The sequence below is a fragment of the Pseudophaeobacter leonis genome, from assembly GCF_002087335.1.
GTDB lineage: Bacteria > Pseudomonadota > Alphaproteobacteria > Rhodobacterales > Rhodobacteraceae > Pseudophaeobacter > Pseudophaeobacter leonis.
On record NZ_MWVJ01000045.1, the window covers coordinates 62,273 to 88,759 of the forward strand.

16 protein-coding genes and 6 pseudogenes are annotated in these 26,487 nt (G+C 60.2%); 11 read left to right on the forward strand and 11 right to left on the reverse strand.

Going from position 1 to position 26,487, the window contains the following annotated elements; translation table 11 throughout:
* Positions 1–29: 29 nt before the first annotated feature.
* Entirely contained in the window at positions 30–692 is a 663-nt protein-coding gene (locus B4968_RS11180; RefSeq protein ID WP_083099155.1) for an HAD-IA family hydrolase, read from the reverse strand.
* 131 nt (positions 693–823) lie between these two features.
* On the opposite strand from B4968_RS11180, the pseudogene glmU reads away from it, so the two are divergent.
* From glmU to B4968_RS11195, 3 genes and pseudogenes are all read left to right on the forward strand, one after another.
* Positions 824–2,178: pseudogene (gene glmU / locus B4968_RS11185) on the forward strand (bifunctional UDP-N-acetylglucosamine diphosphorylase/glucosamine-1-phosphate N-acetyltransferase GlmU).
* A pseudogene (gene glmS / locus B4968_RS11190) lies at positions 2,178–3,999 on the forward strand (glutamine--fructose-6-phosphate transaminase (isomerizing)). Before glmU ends, glmS begins: the two co-directional pseudogenes overlap by 1 nt.
* Positions 4,000–4,002: 3 nt before the next feature.
* A complete protein-coding gene (locus tag B4968_RS11195) occupies positions 4,003–4,779 on the forward strand; it encodes a DNA alkylation repair protein (RefSeq protein ID WP_083099102.1) in 777 nt (258 codons plus the stop codon).
* A 28-nt stretch (positions 4,780–4,807) separates the two neighbouring features.
* Here B4968_RS11195 and B4968_RS11200 read toward each other — a convergent pair whose 3' ends face one another.
* Positions 4,808–5,350: a hypothetical protein gene (locus B4968_RS11200; protein ID WP_083099104.1), complete on the reverse strand. Its 543-nt coding sequence runs from the start codon at positions 5,348–5,350 to the stop codon at positions 4,808–4,810.
* A 153-nt stretch (positions 5,351–5,503) separates the two neighbouring features.
* Between B4968_RS11200 and moaA the strand changes: the two genes are divergently transcribed.
* The 4 genes and pseudogenes from moaA to B4968_RS11215 all read left to right on the forward strand — a co-directional run bounded on the left by moaA (position 5,504) and on the right by B4968_RS11215 (position 8,889).
* Positions 5,504–6,514 carry a GTP 3',8-cyclase MoaA gene (gene moaA, locus B4968_RS11205; RefSeq protein ID WP_083099106.1) on the forward strand — a complete coding sequence of 337 codons (1,011 nt, stop codon included), beginning with the start codon at positions 5,504–5,506 and terminating at the stop codon, positions 6,512–6,514.
* Between the two features lie 10 nt (positions 6,515–6,524).
* Positions 6,525–7,328, forward strand: coding sequence for a 3-deoxy-D-manno-octulosonic acid transferase (locus B4968_RS25695; protein ID WP_338153245.1), 804 nt, complete (start codon positions 6,525–6,527; stop codon positions 7,326–7,328).
* Entirely contained in the window at positions 7,312–7,854 is a 543-nt protein-coding gene (locus B4968_RS25700) for a 3-deoxy-D-manno-octulosonic acid transferase (RefSeq protein ID WP_338153246.1), read from the forward strand. Before B4968_RS25695 ends, B4968_RS25700 begins: the two co-directional genes overlap by 17 nt.
* Positions 7,847–8,889, forward strand: a pseudogene (locus tag B4968_RS11215) (glycosyltransferase family 4 protein). Before B4968_RS25700 ends, B4968_RS11215 begins: the two are co-directional and overlap by 8 nt.
* 142 nt (positions 8,890–9,031) lie before the next feature.
* Here the strand turns inward: B4968_RS11215 and B4968_RS11220 are convergent.
* The 6 genes and pseudogenes from B4968_RS11220 to B4968_RS11245 all read right to left on the reverse strand — a co-directional run bounded on the left by B4968_RS11220 (position 9,032) and on the right by B4968_RS11245 (position 16,303).
* The gene (locus tag B4968_RS11220; RefSeq protein ID WP_083099108.1) at positions 9,032–10,195 is read right to left on the reverse strand and encodes a M20 aminoacylase family protein; all 1,164 of its coding nucleotides are present in this window, start codon (positions 10,193–10,195) and stop codon (positions 9,032–9,034) included.
* A 146-nt stretch (positions 10,196–10,341) separates the two neighbouring features.
* Positions 10,342–11,511 (reverse strand): M20 aminoacylase family protein, encoded by a 1,170-nt coding sequence (locus tag B4968_RS11225; RefSeq protein WP_083099109.1) that lies wholly within the window; start codon positions 11,509–11,511, stop codon positions 10,342–10,344.
* A 12-nt stretch (positions 11,512–11,523) separates the two neighbouring features.
* Positions 11,524–12,691, reverse strand: a pseudogene (locus B4968_RS11230) (M20 aminoacylase family protein).
* Positions 12,692–12,753: 62 nt separating this feature from the next.
* Positions 12,754–13,215, reverse strand: coding sequence for a MarR family winged helix-turn-helix transcriptional regulator (locus tag B4968_RS11235; protein ID WP_083099111.1), 462 nt, complete (start codon positions 13,213–13,215; stop codon positions 12,754–12,756).
* Positions 13,216–13,313: 98 nt separating this feature from the next.
* Positions 13,314–14,477, reverse strand: a complete 1,164-nt coding sequence (gene argE / locus B4968_RS11240; RefSeq protein WP_083099113.1) for an acetylornithine deacetylase — start codon at positions 14,475–14,477, stop codon at positions 13,314–13,316.
* A 5-nt stretch (positions 14,478–14,482) separates the two neighbouring features.
* A complete protein-coding gene (locus B4968_RS11245) occupies positions 14,483–16,303 on the reverse strand; it encodes an ABC transporter ATP-binding protein (RefSeq protein ID WP_083099115.1) in 1,821 nt (606 codons plus the stop codon).
* A gap of 349 nt (positions 16,304–16,652) precedes the next feature.
* On the opposite strand from B4968_RS11245, the gene B4968_RS11250 reads away from it, so the two are divergent.
* From B4968_RS11250 to B4968_RS11265, 4 genes and pseudogenes are all read left to right on the forward strand, one after another.
* Complete coding sequence (locus tag B4968_RS11250) at positions 16,653–18,353, forward strand: peptide ABC transporter substrate-binding protein (RefSeq protein ID WP_083099117.1); 1,701 nt, start codon at positions 16,653–16,655, stop codon at positions 18,351–18,353.
* Between the two features lie 161 nt (positions 18,354–18,514).
* On the forward strand, positions 18,515–19,522 hold the full coding sequence (locus B4968_RS11255) for an ABC transporter permease (RefSeq protein WP_083099119.1): 1,008 nt from the start codon (positions 18,515–18,517) through the stop codon (positions 19,520–19,522).
* The gene (locus B4968_RS11260; protein WP_083099121.1) at positions 19,515–20,426 is read left to right on the forward strand and encodes an ABC transporter permease; all 912 of its coding nucleotides are present in this window, start codon (positions 19,515–19,517) and stop codon (positions 20,424–20,426) included. The genes B4968_RS11255 and B4968_RS11260 overlap by 8 nt, the downstream gene beginning before the upstream one ends.
* Before the next feature lie 288 nt (positions 20,427–20,714).
* Positions 20,715–21,647 (forward strand): annotated as a pseudogene (locus tag B4968_RS11265) (YeeE/YedE family protein); the annotation flags it as partial.
* A gap of 87 nt (positions 21,648–21,734) precedes the next feature.
* Here the strand turns inward: B4968_RS11265 and B4968_RS11270 are convergent.
* From B4968_RS11270 to B4968_RS11280, 3 genes and pseudogenes are all read right to left on the reverse strand, one after another.
* Entirely contained in the window at positions 21,735–23,015 is a 1,281-nt protein-coding gene (locus B4968_RS11270; RefSeq protein WP_083099123.1) for a DUF3422 family protein, read from the reverse strand.
* A 265-nt stretch (positions 23,016–23,280) separates the two neighbouring features.
* Positions 23,281–24,714, reverse strand: coding sequence for an NAD(P)(+) transhydrogenase (Re/Si-specific) subunit beta (locus tag B4968_RS11275; RefSeq protein WP_083099125.1), 1,434 nt, complete (start codon positions 24,712–24,714; stop codon positions 23,281–23,283).
* 13 nt (positions 24,715–24,727) lie between these two features.
* A pseudogene (locus B4968_RS11280) lies at positions 24,728–26,298 on the reverse strand (Re/Si-specific NAD(P)(+) transhydrogenase subunit alpha).
* Positions 26,299–26,487 lie beyond the last annotated feature (189 nt).

Below are 26,487 nucleotides of genomic sequence, written 5' to 3' on the forward strand. Positions count from 1 at the left end.
GTGGGAAAACCCAAAACTCTGCTTTGGGATCACCCAATCAGGCGCGCCACCAGATCTGGCAGATCCTCATAGCGGTGCAGCAGGGCCTCGGGCTTCAGCGCCGCCACATCATCGCCTGCAGGACCAAAGGTCACCAGCACCGAGGGCACCCCGGCATTGGCTGAGGTGTTGCGATCGGTATCGCTGTCGCCAATCAAAGTGGTCTTTGCAGGGTCGCCCCCGGCGCGCCGGGCCGCCTCAAACAGGGGCGCGGGATCAGGCTTGCGCACTGGCAATGTGTCAGCCCCTATCAGCGAGGCAAAGGCATCACGCACCCCAAAGGACTGCATCAGCTGCTCTGCCAGGGCCTCGGGCTTGTTGGTGCAGATGCCAACACCGTAGCCCGCAGTTTTTAGCGCCTCGACCGCCTCCATGGCACCGGGATAAAGGTAGCTGTGGTGGTGAATGGCACCTTGGTAGGCCTCCAGCAGCATCGGGTAGTAATCATCGACCTTATGCGCCTCATATTGTCCGGCCCGTTTCAACCCGGCCGTCAGCATCATCTTGCCGCCGCGCAGGGCAGTGGCCGCGTCCTCGGGCTGGTTCAGCAGATCGCCAAGGCCCATGTGGCGAAAACAGGCATTGGCCGCCGCCAGCAAATCGCCGGATGTGTCCGCCAGTGTTCCGTCCAGATCAAAGATAACTGTGCGCATATTGCCCCCATTCGGCGTCTTTTCGCTGCCCTTTATTGCAAGCCGCAACCATCTTTGATGGCGGATTGGCTTGCACCCTTCCTGTTAGCGGATAGAACGGGGGCGCATAAAAGACAAAGAGAAAAGCAATTATGAGCACAGCCCTCGTTATCCTCGCCGCAGGCAAAGGCACCCGGATGAACTCGGACCTTCCCAAGGTTCTTCACCCTATCGCCCAGGCCTCGATGCTGGAACATGCTCTGATGGCCGGGCGCGCCCTAGGGCCTGCGCGGGTGATTGTCGTGGCGGGCCACGAGGCCGAGGCTGTGCGCGCAGCGGTGGCTGACATCGACGAAAGCGCCGAGGTTGTGCTGCAAGAAGAACAGCTTGGCACCCCCCATGCGGTGGTTCAGGCCCGCGCAGCCCTGCAGGGGTTTCGCGGGGATGTGGTTGTGCTGTATGGCGACACGCCCTTTGTCAGCAGCGAAACGCTTGAGCGCATGGTCGCCGCCCGCGCCAGTGCCGATCTGGTGGTCCTGGGCTTTCATGCAGCTGATCCCGCCCGCTATGGCCGTCTGGTGATGCAGGGCGACAGTCTGGAACGTATCGTCGAATACAAAGAGGCCTCAGAGGCGGAACGCGCGCTCAGCTTTTGCAATTCCGGCCTGATGGCCTGTGACGCGGATCTTATGTTTGATCTGCGGGCCAAGATTGGCAACGACAATGCCTCGGGTGAATACTACCTCACCGATCTGGTGGAACTGGCCCGCGCCGAGGGGCGCGCGGTCACGGCGGTGGCCTGCGATGAGGCCGAACGCTTGGCGTCAAATCCCGCGCCGATCTGGCACGCGCTGATGCGGTCTTCCAGAGCCGCGCCCGGGCAAAGCTGCTGGAGCTGGGCGTCACCCTGATGGCCCCCGAGACGGTTTATCTGGCCTTTGATACGGTGATTGGCCGCGACACGGTGATCGAGCCCAATGTGGTCTTTGGCCCAGGCGTCACCGTTGAAAGCGGCGCGCTGATCCGCCCCTTTTCGCATCTTGAGGGCTGTCACGTCAGCCGCGGTGCCAAGGTCGGCCCCTATGCCCGCCTGCGTCCCGGTGCGGAACTGGCTGAAAACACCCATATCGGCAATTTTGTCGAGATCAAAAACGCCGAGATCGCCGAGGGCGCCAAGGTCAACCATCTGAGCTATATCGGCGACGCCACGGTGGGCAAAGAAACCAACATTGGCGCCGGCACCATCACCTGTAACTACGACGGGGTGATGAAACACCACACAAAGATCGGCGCCCGTAGCTTTATTGGTTCCAACACCCTGCTGGTGGCGCCGGTGACACTGGGCAATGAGACCATGACGGGATCAGGTACGGTGGTGACCAGGGATGTCGAAGACGGCGCATTGGCGCTCTCGCGCACCCAGCAGGAAAACAAATCCGGCTACGCCTACAAACTGATGGACATGCTGCGCGCCAAAAAGGCCCGCCTGACAAAGGAGCCTGAATAATGTGTGGCATCGTAGGAGTCCTTGGCAATCATGAGGCCGCCCCCATTCTGGTAGAGGCCCTCAAACGGCTGGAATATCGCGGCTATGACAGCGCAGGCATCGCCACTGTAAACAAGGGTACGCTGGCGCGGCGGCGCGCTTTGGGCAAACTGGTGAACCTCAGCGATCTGCTGGTACATGATCCGCTGCCCGGAAAATCCGGCATCGGCCACACCCGCTGGGCCACCCATGGCGTGCCCTCGGTGAGCAACGCCCACCCACACCGGGCCGGATCCGTGGCCGTGGTGCACAATGGCATTATTGAAAATTACCGTGAGCTGCGTGCTGAGCTGGCCGGCATAGGCCTCGAATTTCAGACCGAGACAGATACCGAAACTGTCGCTTTGCTGACGCAACATTATCTGGAACAGGGCCTGTCGCCTGTCGCTGCTGCCAACCAGACGCTGGACCGGCTCCAGGGCGCTTTTGCCCTCGCCTTTCTGTTTGACGGTGAAGAAGACCTGATGATTGCCGCCCGCCGTGGTTCGCCCTTGGCGATTGGCCATGGGGATGGTGAGATGTTTGTCGGCAGCGATGCCATCGCTCTGGCGCCGCTCACGGATCGCATCACCTACCTGGAAGAGGGCGACCGGGTGGTGCTGAGCCGGACCAGCTTTGAGATCCGCGACGCCCAGGGGGCGCTGGCCAACCGCGCCATGAAGACCATCCAGATTGACGTCACGCAGGTCGACAAGGCCGGCCACAAGCACTTTATGGCCAAAGAGATTGCCGAGCAGCCAACGGTGATCGCCGAGGCCATCCGCCACTATCTCCCCGTGGGTGAAGACGCGGTGCATCTGCCTGGCGCTGGCATTGATTTCTCACAGATCGACCGTCTCACCATGGTCGCCTGCGGCACCGCCTATTACGCCTGCCTCACTGCCAAATACTGGTTCGAGCAGATCGCCCGCATCCCCGTCGAGGTCGATGTCGCCTCTGAGTTCCGCTACCGCGAGCCGCCCATTCCGGGCAAAACGGCCGCGCTGTTTGTGTCGCAATCCGGCGAAACCGCCGACACGCTGGCAGCGCTGCGCTACTGCGAAGGCAAGGCCGACAAGATCCTCTCGGTGGCGAATGTCGCCGAAAGCTCGATCGCGCGCGAAAGCGATTTGGCGCTGCCGATCCATGCCGGTGTTGAAATTGGCGTCGCCTCAACCAAGGCCTTTACCTGCCAGTTGAGCGTTCTGCTGATGCTGGCGCTCAAGGCCGCCACCGACCGCAGCGAGATCACAGCCGAAGATCTGCAGGCACATATCTCTGCCCTGCGCGGATTACCTAATGTGCTGGCAGCGGCTCTTGAGCAGAACGACAATATCCGCCAGACGGCGCAAAAGCTCAGCGAAGCGCGCGATGTGTTGTTTCTCGGGCGTGGGCTGATGTTCCCCCTCGCCCTTGAGGGTGCGCTAAAGCTGAAAGAAATCAGCTATATCCACGCTGAAGCCTATGCCTCGGGTGAGCTGAAACACGGCCCCATCGCCCTGATTGACAAACAAATGCCAGTGGTGGTTTTCGCACCAAAAGACCGGCTCTTTGACAAATCCGTCTCCAATATGCAGGAGGTCATGGCGCGCAAGGGCAAGGTTGTGTTGATCTCGGATGCGCCCGGCCTTAAGGAGGGCGGCGAAGGCACCTGGGAAACCATAGATGCCGCAGGTGCACGATAGCCTGACGCCAATCCTTTATGCGCTGCCAGCCCAGATGCTGGCCTATCACACCGCGGTTGCCAAGGGCACCGATGTGGACCAGCCGCGCAATCTTGCCAAATCCGTGACGGTGGAGTGACCTATGATTATTGATGATGCCCTGGCCGAGCTGAGTGCCGCGATTGAGCCCGGTCGCGCCGACCAGATGGTGAGCTACCACAAACAAAAACGCGTTGTTCTGGGCGTTCCAAACACTGCCCTGAATGACATCACCAAGGCCTGGCGTCAGGATCTGGACCTTGAGGCGCGTGTCACGCTGGCGGATGAGCTGTGGAAAAGCGACATTTTTGAAGCCCGGATCGCGGCGGCAAAACTGCTGACGCAGGCCCGGATCAAGGATGACGGCCCGGTTTGGGATCTGTTGCAAAGCTGGCTGCCCGACTTTGACAGCTGGGCGATTGCGGATCACGCCTGCATGGCGATGCAAAAACGTCTGGTCGCAGATCCGTCCCGGCTGGACGAGGTCGAGGCCTGGACCACAGCGGAAAACATGTGGACCCGGCGCGCGGCCCTTGTGGCCTGCCTGCCCTGGGCCAAGCTGAACAACCTGAAAGCTGACGATCAGGCGCGGCGCGCCCGTATTCTGGGCTGGGCCGCCTCCTTTGTACCCGACCGCAACTGGTTCCTGCAGAAATCCATCGCCTGGTGGGTGCGTGATCTCAGCAAACATGACGCCGAGGCCAGCCGCGCCTTTTTGGTCGCGCATGGGGTCGGTATGAAGCCCTTTGCCCGCAAGGAAGCCGCCAAATACCTCAAGGATCCCGTGGTCTATCCTGGCCTGGTTGCCACCGCAGCCCCTGAGGCTGAAACACCAGATGAGGCTGCATCCACGCCTGCAGAGGCACAGCAGGATCTGTAAGCTGCAAGCAACACAGGCTCAGCCTGCGTCAGCTTGCGGGCAGCACCTCTAGCGCAACCAGTTCGCTCAAAGGTGCGCCCAGGGCGCGCATGGCGCTGATCGACAGCCGTCCACTGCTGGAGCTGGAGCCGCTTGCGGGCTTCAGCGTCACGCGGACTTCTTTACCGTTGGAACTGCGCAGCAGGGCGACCTGCTCGGTGCTGACCAAAGATGTCTCCATCCACATCCCCGGCAGGGCAGGATCCCCGAGGGAGGCCACGGTGCTGGCCCGCCCCTGAAACCCAGGTGCTGAAACCGCAGCAACACTGGCTGTCCCAGTATCAGATCCGGTATCAGATGCAGTATTTAGGGCTGTGGCCCCTTCAGCCTGCTCTGTTACGGCACTGCCTTCGAACGCGGCACTGGGCTGCAATTCTTCTGTTGTAAGGGCTGATAGCGGCGCGCCGGGATCCCCTTGGGATGTTTGTTCAACACCGGCTGGTGCGCCACCGAGAATATCTGAATTCCACTGCAGCGTATTGCATGCACAGAGCAACACAACGGGACTAAGAGCAAATATCATCTGTTTCATCAGGTGAGACTAGCTTTGGCACAGGTCCATGACCAGTACCAAAACACAGTCCGCGAAACTGGCCCCGAGACTGGCCCCGAAACCGGCCCTGAAACTGGCCCCAAAACACAGTCTTTCCTTGCCCTAGGCCAAACAGAGCCTTAGCAAGGCTATATGAACGCACCTCTGATTGATCCCTTCGCACGCGCCATCACCTATCTGCGCGTTTCGGTTACCGACCGTTGTGACTTCCGCTGTGTCTACTGCATGTCGGAAAACATGACCTTTTTGCCCAAAAAAGAGCTGTTGACGCTGGAAGAGCTGGACCGGCTTTGCACCAGCTTTGTCAATCTCGGGGTGCAAAAGCTGCGCATTACCGGCGGCGAACCTCTGGTGCGCCGCGATATCATGACCTTCTTGCAAAGCATGTCCCGGCATCTGGAGACAGGCGCGCTGAAAGAGCTGACGCTGACCACCAATGGATCGCAACTGGAGAAATACGCCGAGGCGCTGTATGCGGCCGGCGTGCGCCGGGTCAACGTCTCGCTTGATACACTGGACGAGGAAAAATTTGCCAAAGTCACCCGCTGGGGACGTCTGCCTCAGGTGCTGCGTGGCATAGATGCGGCGCAAAAGGCCGGTCTGCGCGTCAAGATAAACGCTGTTGCCCTCAAAGGCTTTAACGAGGCGGAACTGCCCGCTATCACCCGCTGGTGCGGCGCCCGCGATATTGATCTCGCCTGGATCGAGGTCATGCCCATGGGTGAAGACATCGGCGACGAAAACCGCATCGGTCAGTTCTGGTCGCTGAAAGAGGTGCGGGCTGAATATGAAAACCACTATAGCGTCAGTGATCTGGCGGAACGCTCCGGTGGCCCGGCGCGCTATGTGCGGCTGGAAGAAACAGGCCAGAAGATCGGGTTTATCACGCCGCTCAGCCATAATTTCTGCGAAAGCTGCAACCGGGTGCGCGTCACCTGTACCGGCGAAATCTACACCTGTCTGGGACAAGAGGGCTCTGCTGATCTGCGCAGCCCCCTGCGCGCCAGTCAGGAGGGCTCGGACGTTCTGGAGAACGCGATCCGCGCAGCCATTGGCGACAAACCCAAAGGCCACGATTTCGACTATTCCCGGGAAAAAGTTGGCGGCACAATGACCCGCCACATGAGCCACACCGGCGGCTGAGCGCTACGAGATGCCCCAGAGCGCGCGCACGGCATCACCGACGCTGTTGTTTCACTGCTACCGTCTCCTGACCGGGCTGATCGCGCCGCTTGCCTATCGCAAGGTCGCGGCCAAACTGGCGGCGCAGGGCGTCAGCAAATCCCGTCAGCGGGAAAGACTGGGGCATGCCAGCCTGCCCCGTCCTGTACTGGCTGACAATGCGCCTTTGATTTGGTTTCACGGCGCCTCTGTCGGCGAAAGCCTCGCGGCAATCACCCTGATCAACAAATTGAAACCCCTACTGCCCGAGGCGCGGTTTCTGCTCACCTCTGGCACCGCCACCTCAGCCAGCATGGCGTTGAAACGGCTGCCGCAGGGCTGCCAGCACCAGTTTGCGCCGCTTGACACCAGCCGTTCTGTCGGCCGTTTTCTGACCCATTGGCGCCCGGATGCCGGCATCTTTGTCGAGAGCGAACTCTGGCCCATCACCCTTGCAGCCGCCAAGGCCTCCGGCACCCGCCTGGCGCTGGTCAATGGCCGCCTGTCAGAACACTCGGTCAAATCCTGGCGCAAAAAACTGCCGACAGCCCGCTATATCCTTGGGGTTGTTCGACCTTTTGCTGACGCAGAACGAACAGGTGGCGCAGGATCTTTTGTCGCTTGGCGCGCCCGCCGAGCGGGTTTTTCCCAGCGGCAACCTCAAGGCCGGGGCGGCTGCCCTGCCCCAGGACCCTGCTCTGGTGCGCGAGATGCAAACGGCGCTCTCCGGGCGCCCCCTATGGGTCGCCAGCTCAACCCATGCAGGCGAAGAAGAGGTCGTGCTGGCGGCCCATAAGCAGCTCTTGCAGAAACACCCCGATCTGTGCCTGTTGCTGGCCCCGCGTCACCCCGAACGCGCCGCCGAGATCTGCGAAATGATCGCCAAGGCGGGCCTCAGTTCTGCGCAGCGCAGTACCGGCGCCGCCTGTCGGCCTGACACGCAGGTCTATCTGGCCGACACGCTGGGCGAGCTGGGCAGCTGGTACGCGCTGTCCCCTATCGTTTTTCTCGGAGGCTCTCTGTTGCCCATCGGCGGTCACAATCCCTTTGTGGTGGCCCAGGCCGACGCCACGGTTCTGACCGGTCCCGGCTATAGCAATTTCACCGAGACCTTTCCGCCCATGATTGCAGCCGGCGGTGCCTTTGAGGTGACGGATGCAGCGACCCTGGCAAAGGCGGTGGCGCTCTGGCTGGATGATGCGCAGCAGCTGGCATCCGCCCGGATTGCGGCGCGCGACTTTGTGGAAAAGCAATCCGGCCAGCTCGACGCTGTCGTCAACCGCCTGATCACCGATCTTTGCCTGGGAGCACCCTGTGACTGAGCTTTTTGTCACCAATTTCAACAAGAACTTCACCGGGGTTTCTGCCACCGCTGCCAATGTGTTGCGCCAGCAGGTACGTCTGCACGACGTGAGGCTGGTTGGCCGTGCGCTGCCGCACTGCCCTGATCCCATCAGTCTGAAAATGGCGCGCACACTCTCACGCAGCCGGCCCGACAGTTACCCGTTTGCCATCTGGCATGTGCGCCGCAATACCGAGATGCGGGCCGCGATCTGGACACGGGACGTGCTGCGGCTGCCCATTCGCGTTGTCTTTACCTCGGCCGCGCAGCGTCGCCACTCGGCGCTGCCACGCTGGCTGATCTCCCGTATGGATGCGGTTGTGGCCACCACCGAAGAGGCCGCCGCCTATGTGCCGCATGTGCGTGCCGTTGTGCCCCATGGCGTCGACACCGCGAGTTTTTGCCCGGCCGAAAACCGCGCCAACGCCTGGGAGGCTCTTGGCTATGGTGGCACCCTGGGGATTGCCAGCATTGGCCGGATCCGGCCGGAAAAAGGCACCGATCTCTTTGTCGAGGCCATGCTGCAGCTGTTGCCGCAACTGCCTGGTGCAAAAGCGCTGGTGCTGGGCCGCGCCGCGCCGGAGCATCAGGTATTCCTTAAAGGCCTGCGCGACCGCGTCAGCGCTGCAGGCCTGGGCGACCGCATCCTGTTTCCGGGGGAAATCCCCGCAGCAGAGCTGCCCCGGCTGATGCGGGCGCTATCGCTGGTGATGCAACTGCCCCGCTATGAGGGCTATGGCATGGTGCCGCTTGAGGGCATGGCCAGCGCTGTGCCTTTTGTTGGCTCCGAGGCGGGCTACTACCGGGCCTTTGCCACACAGGGCAACACCGGGCTGACCGTGCCGCAGGAGGCGCCTCGCAGGCCGCAGCCGCCGCACTGGCGCTGCTGCAAGATCCCGCGCGGCATCAGGCCATGTGCCATAAGGCCCGCGACGTGGCCATCGCCAGTTTCAGCGCAGCGCGCGAAGCGCAGGGCATCGAAGCCGTCTATCAAGAGCTTTGGCGCAAAGGGTAACGGGGCGTATAACGCAAGCCCCCATAGATCCGCTACCTCGAAACGATCCGTTGCCTCAAAACAAAAAGCCGCAGCACGAAAAGAGGGCCTGGCATCCGCCAAGCCCCCTTCTTTTTGTTGCGTGTACCGAGCCTGAGCCTAATCAGGCTGCGGGCATACGCTGCTCAACGATCCCTGCCCACCAGCTGCACCCGGCAGGAATGGCTTCGTCGTTGAAATTGTATTCCGGGTGATGCACCGAAGCGCTGTCGCCATTGCCCACCAGAATATAGGCGCCGGGGCGCTCTTCCAGCATAAAGGCAAAGTCTTCGCCGCCCATCACCAGCGGTGCTTCTTCACAGCCGCCCGCGATATCCGTCGCCACCTTGGCGGCGAACTCGGTCTGCTCCTCGTGGTTGGCCATCACCGGATAGCCCCGATGATAGGTGACCTCAGCGGTGCCCCCCAAGGTGGCCGCAACGCCCGCGCAAATCTCCTTGATGCGCTTTTCTGCCAAATCACGGATGTCATTCGACATGGTGCGCACGGTGCCTTTCATCTGTACCCGCTGCGGGATCACATTGAAGGCTTTGGATGAGGTCTCAAACGACGTCACCGAGACCACGATCTGCTCAACCGGGTCCGCGTTGCGCGCAGCGATGGTCTGCAACGCCAGAACCGCCTGGGCGGCCATCACTGTGGCGTCGATGGTCTCGTGCGGTTTTGCCGCATGACCGCCGCGCCCCTCAAAGGTAATGTCGAATTGATCGGTGGCGGCAAAGAACGCACCCGAACGGATGGCAAAGGCACCTGTGGGCTCACCAGGCCAGTTGTGCATGCCGTAGACTTCCTGGATACCCCAGCGGTCCATCATGCCATCTTCGCACATTTCGCGACCGCCACCGCCGCCCTCTTCGGCGGGCTGGAAGATCAGCACGACGGTGCCGTCAAAATTGCGCGTCTCGGAGAGGTATTTGGCGGCGCCCAGCAGCATAGCCGTGTGGCCATCGTGGCCGCAGGCATGCATGGCGTTGGGGGTTTTGGAGGCATAGTCCAGCCCGGTGGCCTCGTGAATGGGCAGCGCGTCCATATCGGCACGCAGGCCGATCACCTTGCCAGCTGTGTCCGTCTTGCCCTTGATCACCCCAACAACGCCGGTGCGGCCGATGCCTGTGGTGATTTCATCGCAGCCAAACTCCTTGAGCTTTTCGGCCACCAGGGCGCTGGTGCGATGGGTCTCGAACAGGATTTCCGGGTTCTCGTGGATATCACGGCGCCAGGCAGTGATTTCTTTTTGCAATTCGGCAAAGCGGTTTTTGACCGGCATGGAAGCTCTCCTTGGTATTTGACATCCCCTGACACGTCAAAGCGCGCCTGTGGGATTGTCCTGAATGTGGTCGTGGTCGCCTCAGGTCTCAAGGTCTCAGGACTCAAGATCTCAGGCGACAGGTTTAAGGCCTCAGGTCTCAGGTCTCAGGCGGCAGGCATACGTTGTTCAATCATTTCGGCAAACCAGCTGATACCAGTTGGGATGGCCTCATCGTTAAAGTCATATTCGGGGTGGTGCAGCCCCGCAGAGGGGCCATTACCAAGGCGGATCATGGCACCTGGGCGCTCTTGCAGCATAAAGGAGAAATCCTCGCCTCCCATCGCCAGCGGCCCGGCGCCACATGCGCCCGCACCAGAAACCGTCTCGGCGGCAGCGCGGGCAAAATCAGCGGCTGCGGCGTCATTGACCGTGACCGGCACCCCCAGATGAAAGCACAGCTCAGCTGAGCCACCAAATGTCTGGGTGATACCGTCGACAATCTCTTGCAGCCGCACGGGGATCAAGGCGCGCACTTCAGCCGAGTGGGTGCGGATGGTGCCGCGCACCTCAGCCCGGTCCGGGATGACATTAAAGGCCTTTGAGGAGGTCTCGGCAGAGGTGATGGACAGCACACCCTGTAACACAGGATCCACATTGCGCGACATCACCGTTTGCAACGCGGTGATCACATGCGCCATCATCACAGTGGTATCAACGGTTTCCTGCGGCTTGGCGGCATGGCCACCACGCCGCTGCAGGGTCAGCGTGAATTCATCGACCGAAGCCAGGACAGGCCCGGCGCGAATGGTGAATTTCCCCAGATCCACCCCCGGCGCGTTGTGAATGGCGTAGACTTCATCAATGTCAAAACGATCCATCAGGCCATCTTTGCACATGGCCTCGGCGCCATTGCCGCCTTCTTCGGCCGGCTGAAAGATCACCACGGCCGTGCCGTCAAAATTGCGCGTCTCACTGAGGTATTTTGCCGCCCCCAGCAGCATTGCTGTGTGACCGTCGTGGCCACAGGCATGCATGGCCCCGTCAGTTTTGGAGGCATGCGGCAGACGGGTCTGCTCCTGCATCGGCAGCGCGTCCATATCGGCGCGCAATCCAATGGCGCGCCCCTTTGTGTCGCTGCGCCCCCGGATCACCGCAACAACGCCAGTGCGGCCAATGCCCGTCACCACCTCATCGCAGCCAAAGCTTTGCAGCTTTTCAGCCACCAAAGCGCTGGTCCGGTGCGTGTCATAGAGGATTTCCGGGTTTTCGTGGATGTCGCGGCGCCAGGCCGTCACCTCTGCGTGCAGATCTGCAATTCGGTTCTTGACTGGCATCGCGCGTCTCCTTCAGGCAGCAGGCATGCGTCGCTCAACAAGCTCAGCAAACCAGCTGCATCCCAGCGGTATTGCCTCGTCGTCAAAGACATAGGCCGGGTGGTGGCACATGGGCGTGTCGCCATTGCCGAGGAAAATATAGGCGCCGGGGCGCTCTTCGAGCATATAGGAGAAATCCTCGGAGGGCATGATGGGCGGCGTGTTCTCATCCACTGCAGTTCCCACCGCCCGGGCGGCCTCAATGGCGTAGCCGGTCTCGGTCTCGGTGTTGATCGTCACCGGATAGCCCGGCGTCCAGATCACCTCGGCGTTGGCGCCAAAGGCCTCTGCTGTGCTGGTGGCAACCCGACGCACCCAGTCTTCGGCAGAGGCGCGGTATTCTGTATCCAGCGTGCGCACCGTCCCCTCCAGTTTGGCCGTGTGGGCAATCACATTCGAGGCTGTACTGTCGGTGGCAAAGGTCCCCACAGTCAGCACCACGCGTTTGATCGGATCCACATTGCGCGACACAATAGAGTGCAGCGACACCACGATCTGCGAGGCCACCAAAGTGGTGTCGATGGTTTCATGCGGGGCTGCCGCATGGCCGCCCTTGCCGGTCACCACAATCTCGAACTCATCCGATGAGGCCAACAGAGCGCCGGGACGGATTGCAAATTCGCCGACAGGGCTGCCCCGGCATATTGTGCAAGCCGTAGACTTCCTGAATGCCCCAGCGCTCCATCAAGCCGTCCTGACACATGGCCAGCGCCCCCGCGCCGCCCTCTTCGGCGGGCTGAAAAATCAGCACGACTTTGCCGTCAAAATTGCGGGTCTCGGAGAGATATTTTGCAGCCCCCAACAGGATTGCGGTGTGACCATCATGACCACAGGCATGCATCACACCCGGTGTTTTCGAGGCATAGTCCACACCAGAGGCTTCGTGGATCGGCAGCGCATCCATATCGGCGCGCAGCCCAATGACGCGCCCCGAAGTGTTGGTTTTGCCCTCAATGACCGCGACCACGCCGGTTTTGCCAATTCCGGGCGTCACATCCGTCACGCCAAAGCCTTTGAGCTGCTCCTGGACAAAGGCGGCCGTCTTGTGCACCTCATACATGAGTTCGGGGTTTTCATGCAGGTGGCGCCGCCAGGCGGTGATCTCTTGCTGCATTTCGGCAAATCGGTTTTTGATCGGCACGGTCACAACTCCTATCATTTGAGATGATTGGTACAAAACTTAAAAAGCTTTGTCTACGCCTCTTACAGGTCCGGTCCCTCCGCCGACAAAAACGTGATGAGGTTTTTCTCTAACTGAGAGATATCAGTGTCTTGCAGCCCGCGTTTTATGTCATGGCGGATCGCCGCGAGGCGGGATTTTGCCGTCAGGATATAGTCCAGACCGGCATCGGTCAGGGTCAGACGCACCGTACGCCGGTCTTCATCACTGCGGGTGCGCTGCAGCAGACCATGATCGACCAATTTGTCGACATAGCGCCCCAAAGTTGCATCATTTATAGCCAATATCGAGCCATATACATTTTGCACCAGGCCCGGTTTGCGATGCACCATCCCCAAAACGCTGAGGTGACCTGCCGAAAGCCCAACCTCTTTGCCAATGGCCTCAACGTGTTGCGCAATCATGCGGCCAGCAATCTGCAGCAAAACCGCAAAATCGATTTCCTCATAGATCCCCTTGGGAAGGTCACTCTCACTCTTTGACATACTGATCTTTCAACAGGGCAACGGAACACAGGGCTACGGAACACAGGCAACACAGGGATAGCATAGCGCTGGCGCGACAAAGGACAAACAGCACACTATTACGCAAGGCGATCGACCAGCTGCGCCATGAACGCATGCCCGGCGTTGAACTGAGCCACAGTGACATATTCATTGGGTTGATGCGCCTGTGCAATATCTCCGGGGCCACAGATCACAGCCGAATAGCCCGCCGCCTGAAACTGCCCCGCTTCGGCGCCGTAGGTGACAACATGGGTGCCATTGTCCCCCGTCAGGCTCCGCACCAGAGTTTCGGCATCGCCCGCCTCTTCCGGAGCAAGAGCAGGCACGTCAAAGGCGCGTGTGACATCAATACGGGCATCGGGGTGAATGGCCTGCATACCGGCCTCGACCTCTTTCACCCTGGCCAGATAGGCCTGCTCCCACTGGGCCGCGCTTTCGCCGGGCACCACCCGAAACCCCATCATGAACCGACAGTCTTTGGCGGTGATGTTATGGGCGGTGCCGCCCTCGATCGTGCCAACATGACAGGTGGTAAAGGGCGGGTTGAACAGCGCCTGCAACTCCCCCGGCTCTTTTGCCTGGTTCTCGACGTTGCGCTGGTTGGCCCAGTCGATCAGCTTGGCGCCCTCCATGATGGCGTTGACGCCGGTGTGCAACAGCGAGCTGTGCACCTCAAAGCCCACGATATGCGTGGCAAAGCCATAGCCGCCATTGTGACCGGTGACCGCCTGCATCATCGAGGGCTCACCCACAATCACCGCCGAGCCTTTCGGCAGGTGCTGCTGCATCGCCTCGATCATAGGCGGCGCACCGGTACAGCCGATTTCTTCATCAAAGCTGAGCGCCAGCTGCAAAGGCCGCGTCACACCCCGATGATGCGCCGCCACCAGAGCCCAGATCGCCAGAGCGTCAAACCCTTTCATATCACAGGTGCCGCGGCCGAAATATTTACCGTCGCGTTCAACCACGGTGAACGGATCACTATCCCAGGGCTGGCCATCCACCGGCACCACATCCGTGTGGCCCGACAGCACAACCGCGCCCTCAACATCGGGGCCCACATGGGCAAAGACGGCCGCCTTATGCGGCTGATCCGGGTCAACCCAGCGATGCGAGGCAATGCCCTGCGCGCTGAGGTAGTCCTGCACCCAATCCACCAGCGGCAAATTGGTCTCGCGGCTGACCGTCGGAAAGCCCACCAAATGCTCCATAATCTGAAGCGGCGTCAAAACTGTCGTCATGGAATTCAGTATCCGCTGTCAGTGGTCAGGACAAAATGGCCTGGCTCCACCTCAAGATACTCCGAAGGCTCGGGGTGATAGTTCAGGTCATGAATTGGCGATGGGATCGGTTTGAAATTCAGATCCTTTTCGCTTTTGCGGCGATGGGGGTCGGCAATTGGAACCGCCTTCATCAAGGCCTGCGTATAGGCATGCTGCGGGTTTTCAAACACCCGGGCGCGCGGCCCCAGTTCTACAATCCGCCCCAGATACATCACGCCAACCTGATGGCTGACGCGTTCGACCACCGCCATGTCGTGACTGATGAACAGGAAAGACAGGCCGAGATCTGCCTGCAATTCCATCATCAGGTTCAACACCTGCGCCTGCACCGACACATCCAGCGCCGAGACCGCCTCATCGGCGACAATCAGTTTCGGGTTCAGGGCAAGGGCGCGCGCAATGGCGATCCTTTGGCGCTGCCCGCCGGACATCTCATGCGGGTAGCGGCGCATAAAGCTGCGCGGCAATTGCACCCGATCAAACAGATTGGCCACGCGGTCCTGCAGCTCAGAGCCTGTGGCCAGACCATAGTTGCGCAGGGGTTCTGCCACCTGATCCAGCAGCTGCATCTGTGGGTTCAGCGAGGCAAAGGGATCCTGAAAGATCATCTGCATGTCCAGCCGCGCCTTGTGCAACTCGCGCTGATTAAGGCCAAGCACATCGCGGCCCTCAAATTCAACCTTGCCAGACTGTGGCTCGACCAGACGCAGGATCGAGCGGCCGGCCGTGGATTTGCCACAGCCGGATTCGCCAACCAGAGACAGGGTCTGACCTTTGAAAACCTTAAAGGAGACGTCTTCGACCGCATGCACATTGGCCACCGTGCGCCGTAAAATGCCGCCCTTCACCGGGAAGCGCGTGGTCAGGTTTTCGACATTGAGAAGCACCTGGTCACTGCCCTTGATCGGTTCAATCTTCTGGTCGTCGACCCCCATCAGCTTCATCGGCTCAGGGAAGTCCCTTCCCCGCATCTCGCCCAGCTTGGGCACTGCTGCCAGCAGCGCCTTGGTGTAGTCGTGTTGGGGGTTTTCAAAGATCTCCTGGACGGTGCCCTCTTCGACCTTGTTGCCCCTGAACATGACGACGACCCGGTCTGCCATCTGCGCCACAACAGCCATGTCGTGGGTGATGAACATCACTGCCGTGCCTGTCTCGCGCTTCAAGCGGTCCATCAGCGCCAGGATCTCGGCCTGAATGGTCACATCTAGCGCGGTTGTCGGCTCATCCGCGATCAGCAGGCGCGGCTCGCAAGCCATCGCCATGGCGATCACCACCCGCTGACGCATGCCACCAGACAGCTCATGTGGGTATTGCTTCAGACGGCGCTCGGGTTCCGGCATGCGAACCTGGCGCAGCAGCTCCAGCGCGCGGGCCTCGGCCTCGGCCTTGTTCATCCCTTTGTGGACCCGCAGACCTTCGGTCAGCTGACGCCCCACCGTAAAGACCGGATTAAGAGCGGTCATCGGCTCCTGAAAGATCATGCCGATCTCGTTGCCGCGAATCTCTTTCATCACATCGCCCGGCGCCTGGGCCAGATCCAGACTGCCGCCCTCGCGGCGATCAAACACCAACTCGCCCGCAGCGATAGCGCCACCACCGAATTCAACCAAACGCATCAGCGACAGCGAAGAAACCGATTTTCCAGAGCCAGATTCGCCAACAACACAGACGGTTTCACCGGGGTGAATATCAAAAGAAACATCCTCGACGCCGACAACCGGGCCATCTTTGGTCTGAAACTCGACTCGCAAGCCCTTAATTTGTGCAATTGGTTGATCCAGCACCCCGGTTATCCCCTTATTTATTCGTCGTTACATGTCTCTGATGTAACGCTCGTCTATAGAATATCGACCGGGATGTAAGACCATCCCGGAAGTCCCGTCAAATCTATCTGGAAAAAATCCCGGGGGTAAGGCTTGCATTTTCCTCAAACTCTGTTTCGATACAGCCAGTATCTGCTTGGGGGCATGCGGTTGTAAATTAGTCGGCTTCGTTCTGAGAATGCCTAGTTTTCAACCAGTTCCAAGACACCTTGGGTAGAGCGACTTCATATCCGCAGCGATGCGGCAACAAGCCGGGCGTAAGACTGTCCGGCAAAAAAAGACACGTAATGTGTTCGACTAGGAGAGTGTAATGAAACTCAAAACCCTTTTGATGGGTGCCATCGCTTCGGCTGCCATCGCTCCGGCAGCCTTTGCCGAGCGCGGCGCTGACGGTCAGGTCAACATCATCTATTGGCAAGCGCCATCGATCATGAACCCCTTCCTGTCTGGCGGGACCAAGGACGTTGAAGCGGCCTCGCTGGTGATCGAGCCTCTGGCCCGCTACAATCAGGTTGGCGAAATGGTGCCCTTCCTGGCCGCTGAGATTCCAACAGTTGAAAACGGTGGCGTCAGCGAAGATCTGACCACGATCACCTGGAAAATCGCGCCCGGCATGAAATGGTCCGATGGGTCGGCCTTCACTGCAAATGATGTGAAGTTCACCGCAGACTATTGCATGGACCCCGAAGGCGGCTGTGCCCAGGTCACAAAATATGAAGGCGTCACCTCGGTTGAAGCCATCGACGATTTGACCGTCAAGGTCACTTTCGACAAGCCGACCCCCTTCCCCTATGGTCCCTTTGTTGGCGGCGAAAGCCCCATCATTCAGGCGACACAGTTTGCTGACTGCATGGGCGCCAAGGCGCCTGAGTGCACCGAGGCCAACTTTGCCCCTCTCGGCACCGGTCCCTTTGTTGTGGACGAGTTCAAGCCAAACGACGTGATCACGCTTTCGGCGAACCCAAACTACCGTGACCCGGCCAAGCCTGCCTTTGCCAAGGTCCTGTTCAAAGGCGGCGGCGACGCAACCGCAGCGGGTCGTGCCGTGATGGAAACCGGCGAGTTTGACTACGCCTGGAACCTGCAGCTGGCACCCGAAGTCATCGCGCAGATGGAATCGGCTGGTAAAGGCACACCCGTCGCAGGCTTTGGTCCGCTGGTTGAGCGCATCATGCTGAACAACACCAACCCTGATCCGGCGCTTGGCCCTGATGAGCGTTCGGTGATCCGTCCGCATCCTTTCTTGGGTGATCCTGCCGTCTACAAAGCCATGTCGCTGGCGATCGACCGTCCTTTGCTGGTCGAAATCGGCTACGGCAAAGCGGGTAAAGTCACCTGTAACTGGATCCCGGCCCCTGCTGCCGTGAACTCCGACACCTTTACCTGCGACAAGCAGGACATCGCGGCCGCCAATGCGATGCTGGACGAAGCGGGCTACAAAGACACCAATGGTGACGGCGTACGCGAAACCCCCGCTGGCGTTCCGATGAAGATCCTGTACCAGACCTCGACCAACGCCGTGCGTCAGGATTTCCAGGCTCTGATCAAACAGTGGTGGAGCGAAATCGGTATCGAATCAGAGCTGCGCAACCTCAGCGGTTCCGTATTCTTTGGTGGTGATCCCGGATCCCCCGACACCTTCCAGAAGTTCTATGCTGACGTTGAAATGTATGCCAACACCTTCAACGGCACCGACCCGCAGTCCTACCTGGCCAACGGTCTGTGCGACAAAGCGCCAAGCCCTGCATCGCAGTGGCAGGGTGAGAACATCTCGCGCTTCTGCAACGAAGAGTTCGACAAGCTGCATGCTGAGCTGACAACCACAGCCGGTGCCGCAGCACGTGCCGAAATCTCCAAGCGTCTCAATGACATCATCGTTGATAACGGTGGCATGATCCCACTGGTTCACCGTGGTCGTCTGTCGGCGCACGCCAACTCCCTGGGTGGCGTTGTGCTGAACGTCTGGGACAGCGAACTTTGGAACGTTGCCGACTGGCACCGCATCAAATAAGCGGCCCTAGCCAAAATGAGGCCCCGGTGAAATCACCGGGGCCTCTTGCCATTCGCGCCGCGTTCCGGTCTATCGCCGGACACATTGGCCAAGCGGAATCCCCCAGCGGCTCTTCCGCCTGCCCAGCTCAACAATAACACATTGCAAAAGGCGCACGCTCCATGCTGACCTTTACAATCAGGCGACTGGTCCTGTCGGTTCCGACATTGCTGTTCATCAGTCTCGTGATTTTCCTGCTGCTCGAACTCGCTCCGGGCGATCCGATGGCACAGGTTCCCCTCACAGTGCCCCCCGAAGTCAAAGAAAAAATGCGCGAGGCTCTTGGCCTTGGCCAACCTGCCCCCATCCGGTTCTGGAAGTGGCTGGTGCAGTTCTTCTGGATTGAACCCCAGTTGATGATTGACCATTATTTTGGCACAACCTTCTCGCAGGGTGACCTGCGCGTAATCTCCTGGCAGACCCGCTCACCCGCGATGGATATCGTCATCCAGCGGATGCCGCAGACGCTCTGGGTTGTGGGCACCGCCTATGTTGTGGCCATCTTTATCGCCCTGCCTATCGGCATCTATTCGGCCTACCGGCAGTACAGCTGGTTTGACCAGCTGGGCACATTTGTCTCCATGGTCGGCCTTTCCGTGCCGCCGTTTTTCTCGGGCGTGCTGGTCATCGTGATCTTCTCGGTGCAGCTCGGCTGGTTCCCGTCGATCTATGACACCACCCATGTGGTCGACAGCTGGGACAGTTTCGTGCACCAGTTGCGACAGATGATCATGCCCGTCATGGTTCTGGCGCTGCAGATCACCGCCCAGCTCAGCCGCTTTATGCGCGCCTCCATGCTGGACAACCTGAACCAGGATTATGTGCGCACAGCCCGTGCCAAGGGCCTCAGCGAATATGTCGTGGTCATGGTGCATGTGCTGCGCAACTCGATGATCCCTGTGGTCACCGTGATCGCGCTTGGTATTCCTGCGATCTTTGGCGGCGCCATCATCACCGAGCAGGTCTTCAAGGTAAATGGTATTGGCCAGCTGCTGATTGGCGCCATCCAGGCGAATGATCTGCCCATGGTACAGACGCTCACCTTTATCTTTGCCATCCTCATCGTGCTGTTCAACCTGATCGCCGATGTTCTTTACGGCATTCTAGACCCGAGGATCCGCTATGACTGATCTTAGCAATCCCATTCCCAGCAATCCGCCGCGCAGCCAGTGCCTTGATGTCTGGGACCAGTTCAAATCCCTCCGTGGCGCATTGATGGGAGGCATTCTGTTTATGCTGATCATCGCCTCGGTTTATCTGGGACCTCTGTTCTGGGACATCGAGGCCACCCATATCGACATCCGCGCGCGCAACCAAAGCCCCTCCTGGGCGCATCCCTTTGGCACCGATCAGTTGGGTCGCGACATGCTGGCACGTATGATGGCGGGTGGCTCGACCTCGGTCTCCGTTGGCCTCACGGCGATGGCGCTGGCGCTGGTGCTTGGGTCCTTTATTGGGGTTGTAGCCGGGTTTTTCAGGCGGCTGGACGGGCCGCTTATGCGACTGACCGACCTGTTCCTGGCCCTGCCGCTGCTGCCACTGCTGCTGGTGATGATGCTGCTGTTCCGCGAGCCGCTCAACGCGGCCTTTGGACCAGAGCAGGGGATCTTTATCCTCATCGTTTGCGCCATTGGCATCACCTCGTGGATGCCCACAGCGCGCATTGTGCGGGGCGATGTTCTGGCAATTAAGGAACGTGAGTTCGTCATGGCGGCCCGCTCCATCGGCACCTCCAACAGCAAGCTGATCACCCGGCATATTCTGCCCAACGTGCTGTCGCCGATCATGGTCTCTGCCACGCTGGGTATTGCCACCGCGATCATCACCGAAAGCTCATTGTCGTTCCTCGGCCTTGGCTTTCCGCCGGATTTCCCAACCTGGGGACGGCTGCTGTTTGATGCCACGGACTATCTGCAGCAGCACCCGGAACGGGTATTCTGGCCCGGTATGGCGATCTCGCTGACGGTGTTGAGCGTGAACTACCTGGGCGACGGCTTGCGCGATGCGCTGGATCCACGGATTCGCGCACGCTAGGCCCTGGTCCGCGATGTTCTGCGATCCAGGGCCCAGCCACCCTAGGCATGGCCCGGATCACTGAGACATATTCAAATAAGAACACAACTTTCGGCCGTCCCTTTGGGGCGGCCGGTTTGGTTTCGCCCATGCCACTGTGACCAGAACAGGTTTCTGCGCAGATACTGCAGACCAGAACATTTCCCCGCGCAGTCGCGCCAGATCCCGGTAGTTTTCGCTTGCTCAGAGACAGATTTCGCCCCATTTCGGGAAATAATTCCAATCCGCTCCAAAAGACAGGAGAGAGCGATGTTCGAGACACTTGGCTTTGAAGAGATCGGCCCCCGCGCAGTTTTCCTCTATTTTGCCCTCGCACTGGGGCTGGGCTTTGGCGTGCTGGCCCAGATCACCCGGTTCTGCTTTCGCCGCGCCCTGATAGGCGAGGACCGCCGTCAGGCTGCAGGCATCTGGGCGCTCGCCCTTGCTGTCTCTGTGCTGGGCACGCAGACGGCCGTACTGCAGGGCTGGATCAGCTTTGACGGCCACCGCCTGCTGGCCTCCGAGCTGCCGCTTTTGGCAATTGTACTGGGCGGCGTGATGTTTGGCGCTGGCATGATCCTGACGCGCGGCTGCATCTCGCGGCTGACCGTGCTGTCTGGCACTGGCAAACTGCGGGCTCTGGTCTGTGTCATGCTCTTTGCCATCACCGCCCATGCCACGCTCAAAGGCGTGCTGGCGCCGCTGCGCACAGCGCTTGGCAGCACGGCTGTTGCGCTGGGAGACTACGCCACGCTGGCAGCCCTGCCCGGTGGTGCGCCGGTGTGGAGCGTTTTGGTGGCCCTGCCTGCCCTGTGGATTGCGCTGCGGGCGCAAAACTCAACACTGGCACTGCTGGGCGGCGCGCTGATGGGCGCTTTGGTGCCGCTGGCCTGGGTCAAACCCGGTTGTGTTCTGTTTGACGAATTCGACCCCATCGCGATGGAGAGCCTGTCGTTTACGGCGCCAATGTCCGAAGGTCTGTTCTACGTGATTGCCGCCAGTGCTGTGCCTGCGGGCTTTGGCCCTGGTCTGATCGCAGGCGTTCTGATTGGCGCGCTGATCACGGCGCTGCTGCGCGGCCAGTTCCAGTGGCAGAGCTTTGAGAGCCCACGTCAGACCGGGCGCTATGCGCTGGGAGCAATCCTGATGGGATTTGGTGGCGTTCTGGCAGGTGGCTGCACCCTTGGGGCAGGACGGGCCGGGATTTCCCCCCTCGGGCTGGCCGCACCGCTTGCGCTGGCCGCCATTGCCCTTGGCGGGGTTGTGACGCACCGCTGCTGCACCGCCCTGCTAGCGCAGCGTCTTCCTCAGCCGCCGCACCGCAAGCCAAACAAGCGCCACAACCGGCAGAGTGATCAGGGCTGTGAGCATACCCTTGCTCATGTCCAGCATCGAAGACAGGGGATACATCAGGTAGGCGGCCAGCGAAACGGCGTAGTAGCTGATCGCCACCACTGACAGCCCCTCAACCGTGTGCTGCAACCGCAGCGCCTGATCGGCGCGCCGGTCCATACTGGCCAACAGCGCCTGGTTCTGCGCGCTTCGGTCCACATCCACCCGTGCCCTGAGCAGCTCACCGCCGCGCCGGGCCCGGTCTGCCAATGTGCCGATGCGTTTCTCGGTCGATTTTACCGTGCGCATGGCCGGCTCATAGCGCCGCAGCATGAATTCAGAAAACATCTGAAAACCTTCGTAGCGCGCCTCACGCAGCAGGCTGATGCGCTGATTGACCAGCGCCTCATAGGCGCCCGTTGCGCCAAAGCGAAAGGCAGAGCGTGCCGCCATCGCCTCCAGCTCGGCCGAGACCGAGAGCAGCTGTCGTAAGGTTTGCTCTGCCGGAACCGTGTCAGAGGTCATCTGGGCCATCATTTCGCTCAGATGCGTGTCCAGTGCGCCAATATCCGGACTGAGGCCACGGGCCCGCGAGAAGCCCAGCATCGACATGGCGCGATAGGTCTCAATCTCGCAGAGCCGCTGAACAATGCGCCCGATGCGCTGTGAGCCCGAGGTCTCATTGGCAAAGAGCGCAAACCGCATGTGGCCTGCCGGATCAATGCGAAAATCCCCCGCAACCACAGCGCTGCCATCCAGCACCTCGGCCACGGCCAGGCTCTCGGGGACAAACCACTCCTGCAGGGCGGCTTTTTTCTGGCTCTGCTGCGGCCGCGGCAGGATCCGCAGCATCAGCGACGTGACCCGCTGCCCAGGTGCCTCCTCCAGCCAGTCAGAGGGAAAGATGTCAAAATCCGCCGGATCAAAGGCGCGCGCGCTCGCGCCGTCGCCATAGAAAGTATAGCTGACAAATTCTGTGTGCTGCTCCCACTTCAGCGTATGCCGCCCCAGCTTCGCTGAGTGATGCGTGGCACCGGGCTGTGGATGCGCCGCCCCATGGCGGTCCAGCAGCGCCTTCAGATGCGCCAGATCCAGGCTGCGCTCCCGGTGGACCGCTTCCTTTGGTTGCTTCACAGCCAGATAGATGACTGTGCTGGGGCTTTGCATCGCCGGAAAGGGCCGCGCATGCAGCTCGTTTGCCAGCTCATAGCGCAGGGGGTGGTCGTGGATCGGGGGCATGGCGCAGGGTCTCCAACAAAGTAGCCTAGACCATAGCGAGCCTCAGGACGCCTGTACAGAATTGATTTATTTCAATGACTTAAAAGGATACCGAGGTATACAACAGGCTTTCTTCGCGCATTGCCCGCCAGTGCCGACCCTCGCATGGGCTGCACAGTGTTTGAGCAGACCGCAGGGCACAGGGTACAGGGTGCCGGATACAGGGTACAAAAATGGCGCGCCGAGTTTCCCCGGCGCGCCTGATCGGCAAAAATGTGATGAGCCGTTACTGGATCATCTTCAGCAGCTGATCCAATGAAGCCTTGGCATCGCCATAGAACATCCGGGTCTTCTCTTTAAAGAACAATGGGTTCTCGATACCCGAATAGCCGGTGCCCTGCCCCCGTTTGGAGACAAATACCTGCTTGGCCTTCCAGCACTCCAGAACCGGCATGCCGGCAATGGACGAGTTGGGATCTTCCTGTGCTGCCGGATTGACGATGTCATTGGAGCCAATCACGATCGCGACATCCGTATCCGGGAAGTCCTCGTTGATCTCGTCCATTTCCAGACCGATGTCATAGGGCACCTTGGCCTCGGCCAGCAGCACGTTCATGTGACCGGGCAGACGACCCGCAACAGGGTGGATGGCAAAGCGCCAATTCTTGCCTTTGGCACGCAGACGACGGGTCAGTTCCGCCACGTTCTGCTGCGCGTGAGCCACCGCCATGCCGTAGCCTGGAATGATGATGACGCTGTCGGCTTCTTCCAGCGCGGTTGCAACACCATCGGCATCACTTGCAATCTGCTCGCCTTCGACCTCCATCTGTGGCCCCGTCGTGCCGCCAAATCCGCCAAGGATAACGCTGATAACGCTCCGGTTCATCGCCTTGCACATGATGTAGCTGAGGATCGCACCAGAGGAGCCAACAAGGGCGCCCACAACGATCAACAGGTCATTGCCAAGGGAGAAACCAATCGCCGCAGCCGCCCAGCCAGAGTAGCTGTTGAGCATCGAGACAACCACCGGCATATCGGCACCGCCAATGCCCATGATCAGGTGGTAGCCGATGAACAGCGCCGCCAGAACCATCAGGAAAAGCGGCAGCACACCACCGGTGTTGAAATACCAGATCAGCGTGATCAGCGACAGTGCGGCAGCGCCCGCGTTCAGCATATGACCACCGGGCAATTTGGTCGCCGAAGAGGTCAGTTTGCCCGCCAGCTTACCATAGGCCACGACCGAGCCGGTAAAGGTGACAGCACCGATAAAGATACCGAGGAACAGCTCAACCCGCAGGATCGAGACCTCAACGCCATCTTTCTTGGCCAAAAGCTTGGCAAAGCCTTCCAGCGCCTGTTTCTGCTCTGCGTCCATGGCCATGACACGGCCCAGCTCGATATGAGCGATAAGACCCACAAAGACCGCCGCCAGACCAACCAGAGAGTGCATCGCGGCGACCAGCTCTGGCATCTGGGTCATTTGCACCCGTGTCGCCAACTGATAGCCGATGACACCGCCCCCCGCGATCAGCAGGATCGACAGCAACCACAGGCCCGAGCCGGGGCCGACAAGGGTGGCAAAAACCGCCAGCGCCATGCCGGCAATGCCATACCAAACCGCGCGTTTTGCGCTTTCCTGTCCCGAAAGCCCACAAAGGCTGAGGATGAAGAGAACCGCCGAAACAACGTAGGCGGCAGTTGTGAAACCATATTCCATCTCTGTGTCCTCCTTAAGATTTCTGGAACATGGCAAGCATGCGCCGGGTGACGAGGAAGCCACCAAAGATGTTGATACCGGCCATAAAGACCGAGAGCGCCGCCAGCACGATCACAAGGAAAGAGCCGGATCCGATCTGCATCAGAGCCCCCAGAATAATGATCGAGGAAATCGCATTGGTGACCGCCATCAAAGGTGTGTGCAGACTGTGTGCCACGCCCCAGATCACCTGGAAGCCAATAAAGACCGACAGCACAAACACGATAAAGTGCTGCATAAAGCTGGCAGGGGCCACCAGACCCACCGCCAGCAGCAGCGCACCACCCACGGCCAACAGAGTCACCTGATTCTTGGTCTGCGCCTTGAACGCCGCCACTTCTGCGGCGCGTTTTTCTTCAGCCGTCAGCTCTGGCACCACCTCTTTGGGTTTGGCGGCAATCGCCTGAACCTTGGGCGGCGGTGGCGGGAAGGTGATCTCACCACCATGGGTGACGGTGGCGCCACGAATGACGTCGTCTTCCATGTTGTGATTGACCTGACCGTCCTTTTCGGGCGTCAGATCCGTCATCATGTGGCGGATGTTGGTGGCATAAAGCATCGAGCTTTGCGCCGCCATCCGGCTGGGGAAATCCGTGTAGCCGATGATGGTCACGCCATTATCGGTGACGATTTTCTCGTCCATCACGGTGAGCTTGCAGTTGCCGCCCTTTTCCGCCGCGAGGTCAACAATGACAGAGCCGGGCTTCATCGCCGCAACCATCTCAGCGGTCCAGAGCTCTGGCGCTTCGCGGTTGGGGATCAGCGCGGGGGTGATCACGATGTCCACTTCGGGGGCCAGTTCCAGGAACTTCGCCAGCTGCGCGTCACGGAACTCCGGGCTGGAGACCGAGGCATAGCCACCAGAGGCGGCGCCATCGGCCTGCTCTTCTTCAAAGTCGAGATAGACAAACTCGGCGCCCATGCTCTCAACCTGTTCAGCCACTTCGGGCCGCACGTCAAAGGCCAGGGTGATCGCGCCAAGCGAGGTCGAGGTGCCAATTGCGGCCAGACCGGCAACACCGGCACCCACCACCAGAACCTTGGCCGGGGGAACCTTCCCCGCCGCCGTGATCTGACCGGTAAGAAACGACCAAAGTTATTGCCCGCTTCAATGTCCGCGCGGTAACCCGCGATATTAGCCATCGAGGACAGCGCGTCCATCTTTTGCGCCCGACTGATCCGCGGCACCATTTCCATGGCAACAACGCTGGCGCCTTTGGATTTGGCCAGCTCCAACCCTTCGGCGTTGCCGCCCGGGTTGAAAAAGGAGATCAGCGTCTTTTTCGAGTTCAGCCGCTTCAGCTCAGCCTCATTCGGCTGACGCACCTTGGCGATAATATCCGAAGCCTTCCACAGGGCAGCGGCGGTCTTGATCACCTCTACACCGGCCTCTTCATAGGTCGCATCGCTAAAGCCGGCCGCGAGGCCTGCTCCGCTTTCGATGGCGCACTCGTAGCCCAGTTTCTGCAGCTGACGCGCAGAATCCGGCGTCATAGCCACACGCGCTTCGCCGTTGATCACCTCTTTGGGTGTTCCAATTTTCACCTTGTCGGTCCCCCTCGTCCTGCCCGCCCCGGCATCTGCCGGGTACGGATCGCAAACATTATGACTATCTTGCGCAATATATTTGCGCAATGGTTTCGCTGCGTCGCCGCATAGAGCTGCCGCGTTGCCGCATTTCTGCACCAGTCAACAAAACTGACGTGGATTCTGCAACCGGCCCTCTGCACAGCC

Coding starts and splice junctions, on each gene's coding strand:
- B4968_RS11220 (WP_083099108.1), bottom strand. CDS start 10,195: ATGCCGGTCAAAAACCGCTTTGCCGAATTGCAAAAAGAAATCACTGCC.
- B4968_RS11225 (WP_083099109.1), bottom strand. CDS start 11,511: ATGCCAGTCAAGAACCGAATTGCAGATCTGCACGCAGAGGTGACGGCC.
- B4968_RS11180 (WP_083099155.1), bottom strand. CDS start 692: ATGCGCACAGTTATCTTTGATCTGGACGGAACACTGGCGGACACATCC.
- moaA (WP_083099106.1), top strand. CDS start 5,504: ATGAACGCACCTCTGATTGATCCCTTCGCACGCGCCATCACCTATCTG.
- B4968_RS11260 (WP_083099121.1), top strand. CDS start 19,515: ATGACTGATCTTAGCAATCCCATTCCCAGCAATCCGCCGCGCAGCCAG.
- B4968_RS11250 (WP_083099117.1), top strand. CDS start 16,653: ATGAAACTCAAAACCCTTTTGATGGGTGCCATCGCTTCGGCTGCCATC.
- B4968_RS25695 (WP_338153245.1), top strand. CDS start 6,525: ATGCCCCAGAGCGCGCGCACGGCATCACCGACGCTGTTGTTTCACTGC.
- B4968_RS11200 (WP_083099104.1), bottom strand. CDS start 5,350: ATGAAACAGATGATATTTGCTCTTAGTCCCGTTGTGTTGCTCTGTGCA.
- B4968_RS11255 (WP_083099119.1), top strand. CDS start 18,515: ATGCTGACCTTTACAATCAGGCGACTGGTCCTGTCGGTTCCGACATTG.
- B4968_RS11195 (WP_083099102.1), top strand. CDS start 4,003: ATGATTATTGATGATGCCCTGGCCGAGCTGAGTGCCGCGATTGAGCCC.
- B4968_RS11235 (WP_083099111.1), bottom strand. CDS start 13,215: ATGTCAAAGAGTGAGAGTGACCTTCCCAAGGGGATCTATGAGGAAATC.
- B4968_RS11275 (WP_083099125.1), bottom strand. CDS start 24,714: ATGGAATATGGTTTCACAACTGCCGCCTACGTTGTTTCGGCGGTTCTC.
- argE (WP_083099113.1), bottom strand. CDS start 14,477: ATGACGACAGTTTTGACGCCGCTTCAGATTATGGAGCATTTGGTGGGC.
- B4968_RS11270 (WP_083099123.1), bottom strand. CDS start 23,015: ATGCCCCCGATCCACGACCACCCCCTGCGCTATGAGCTGGCAAACGAG.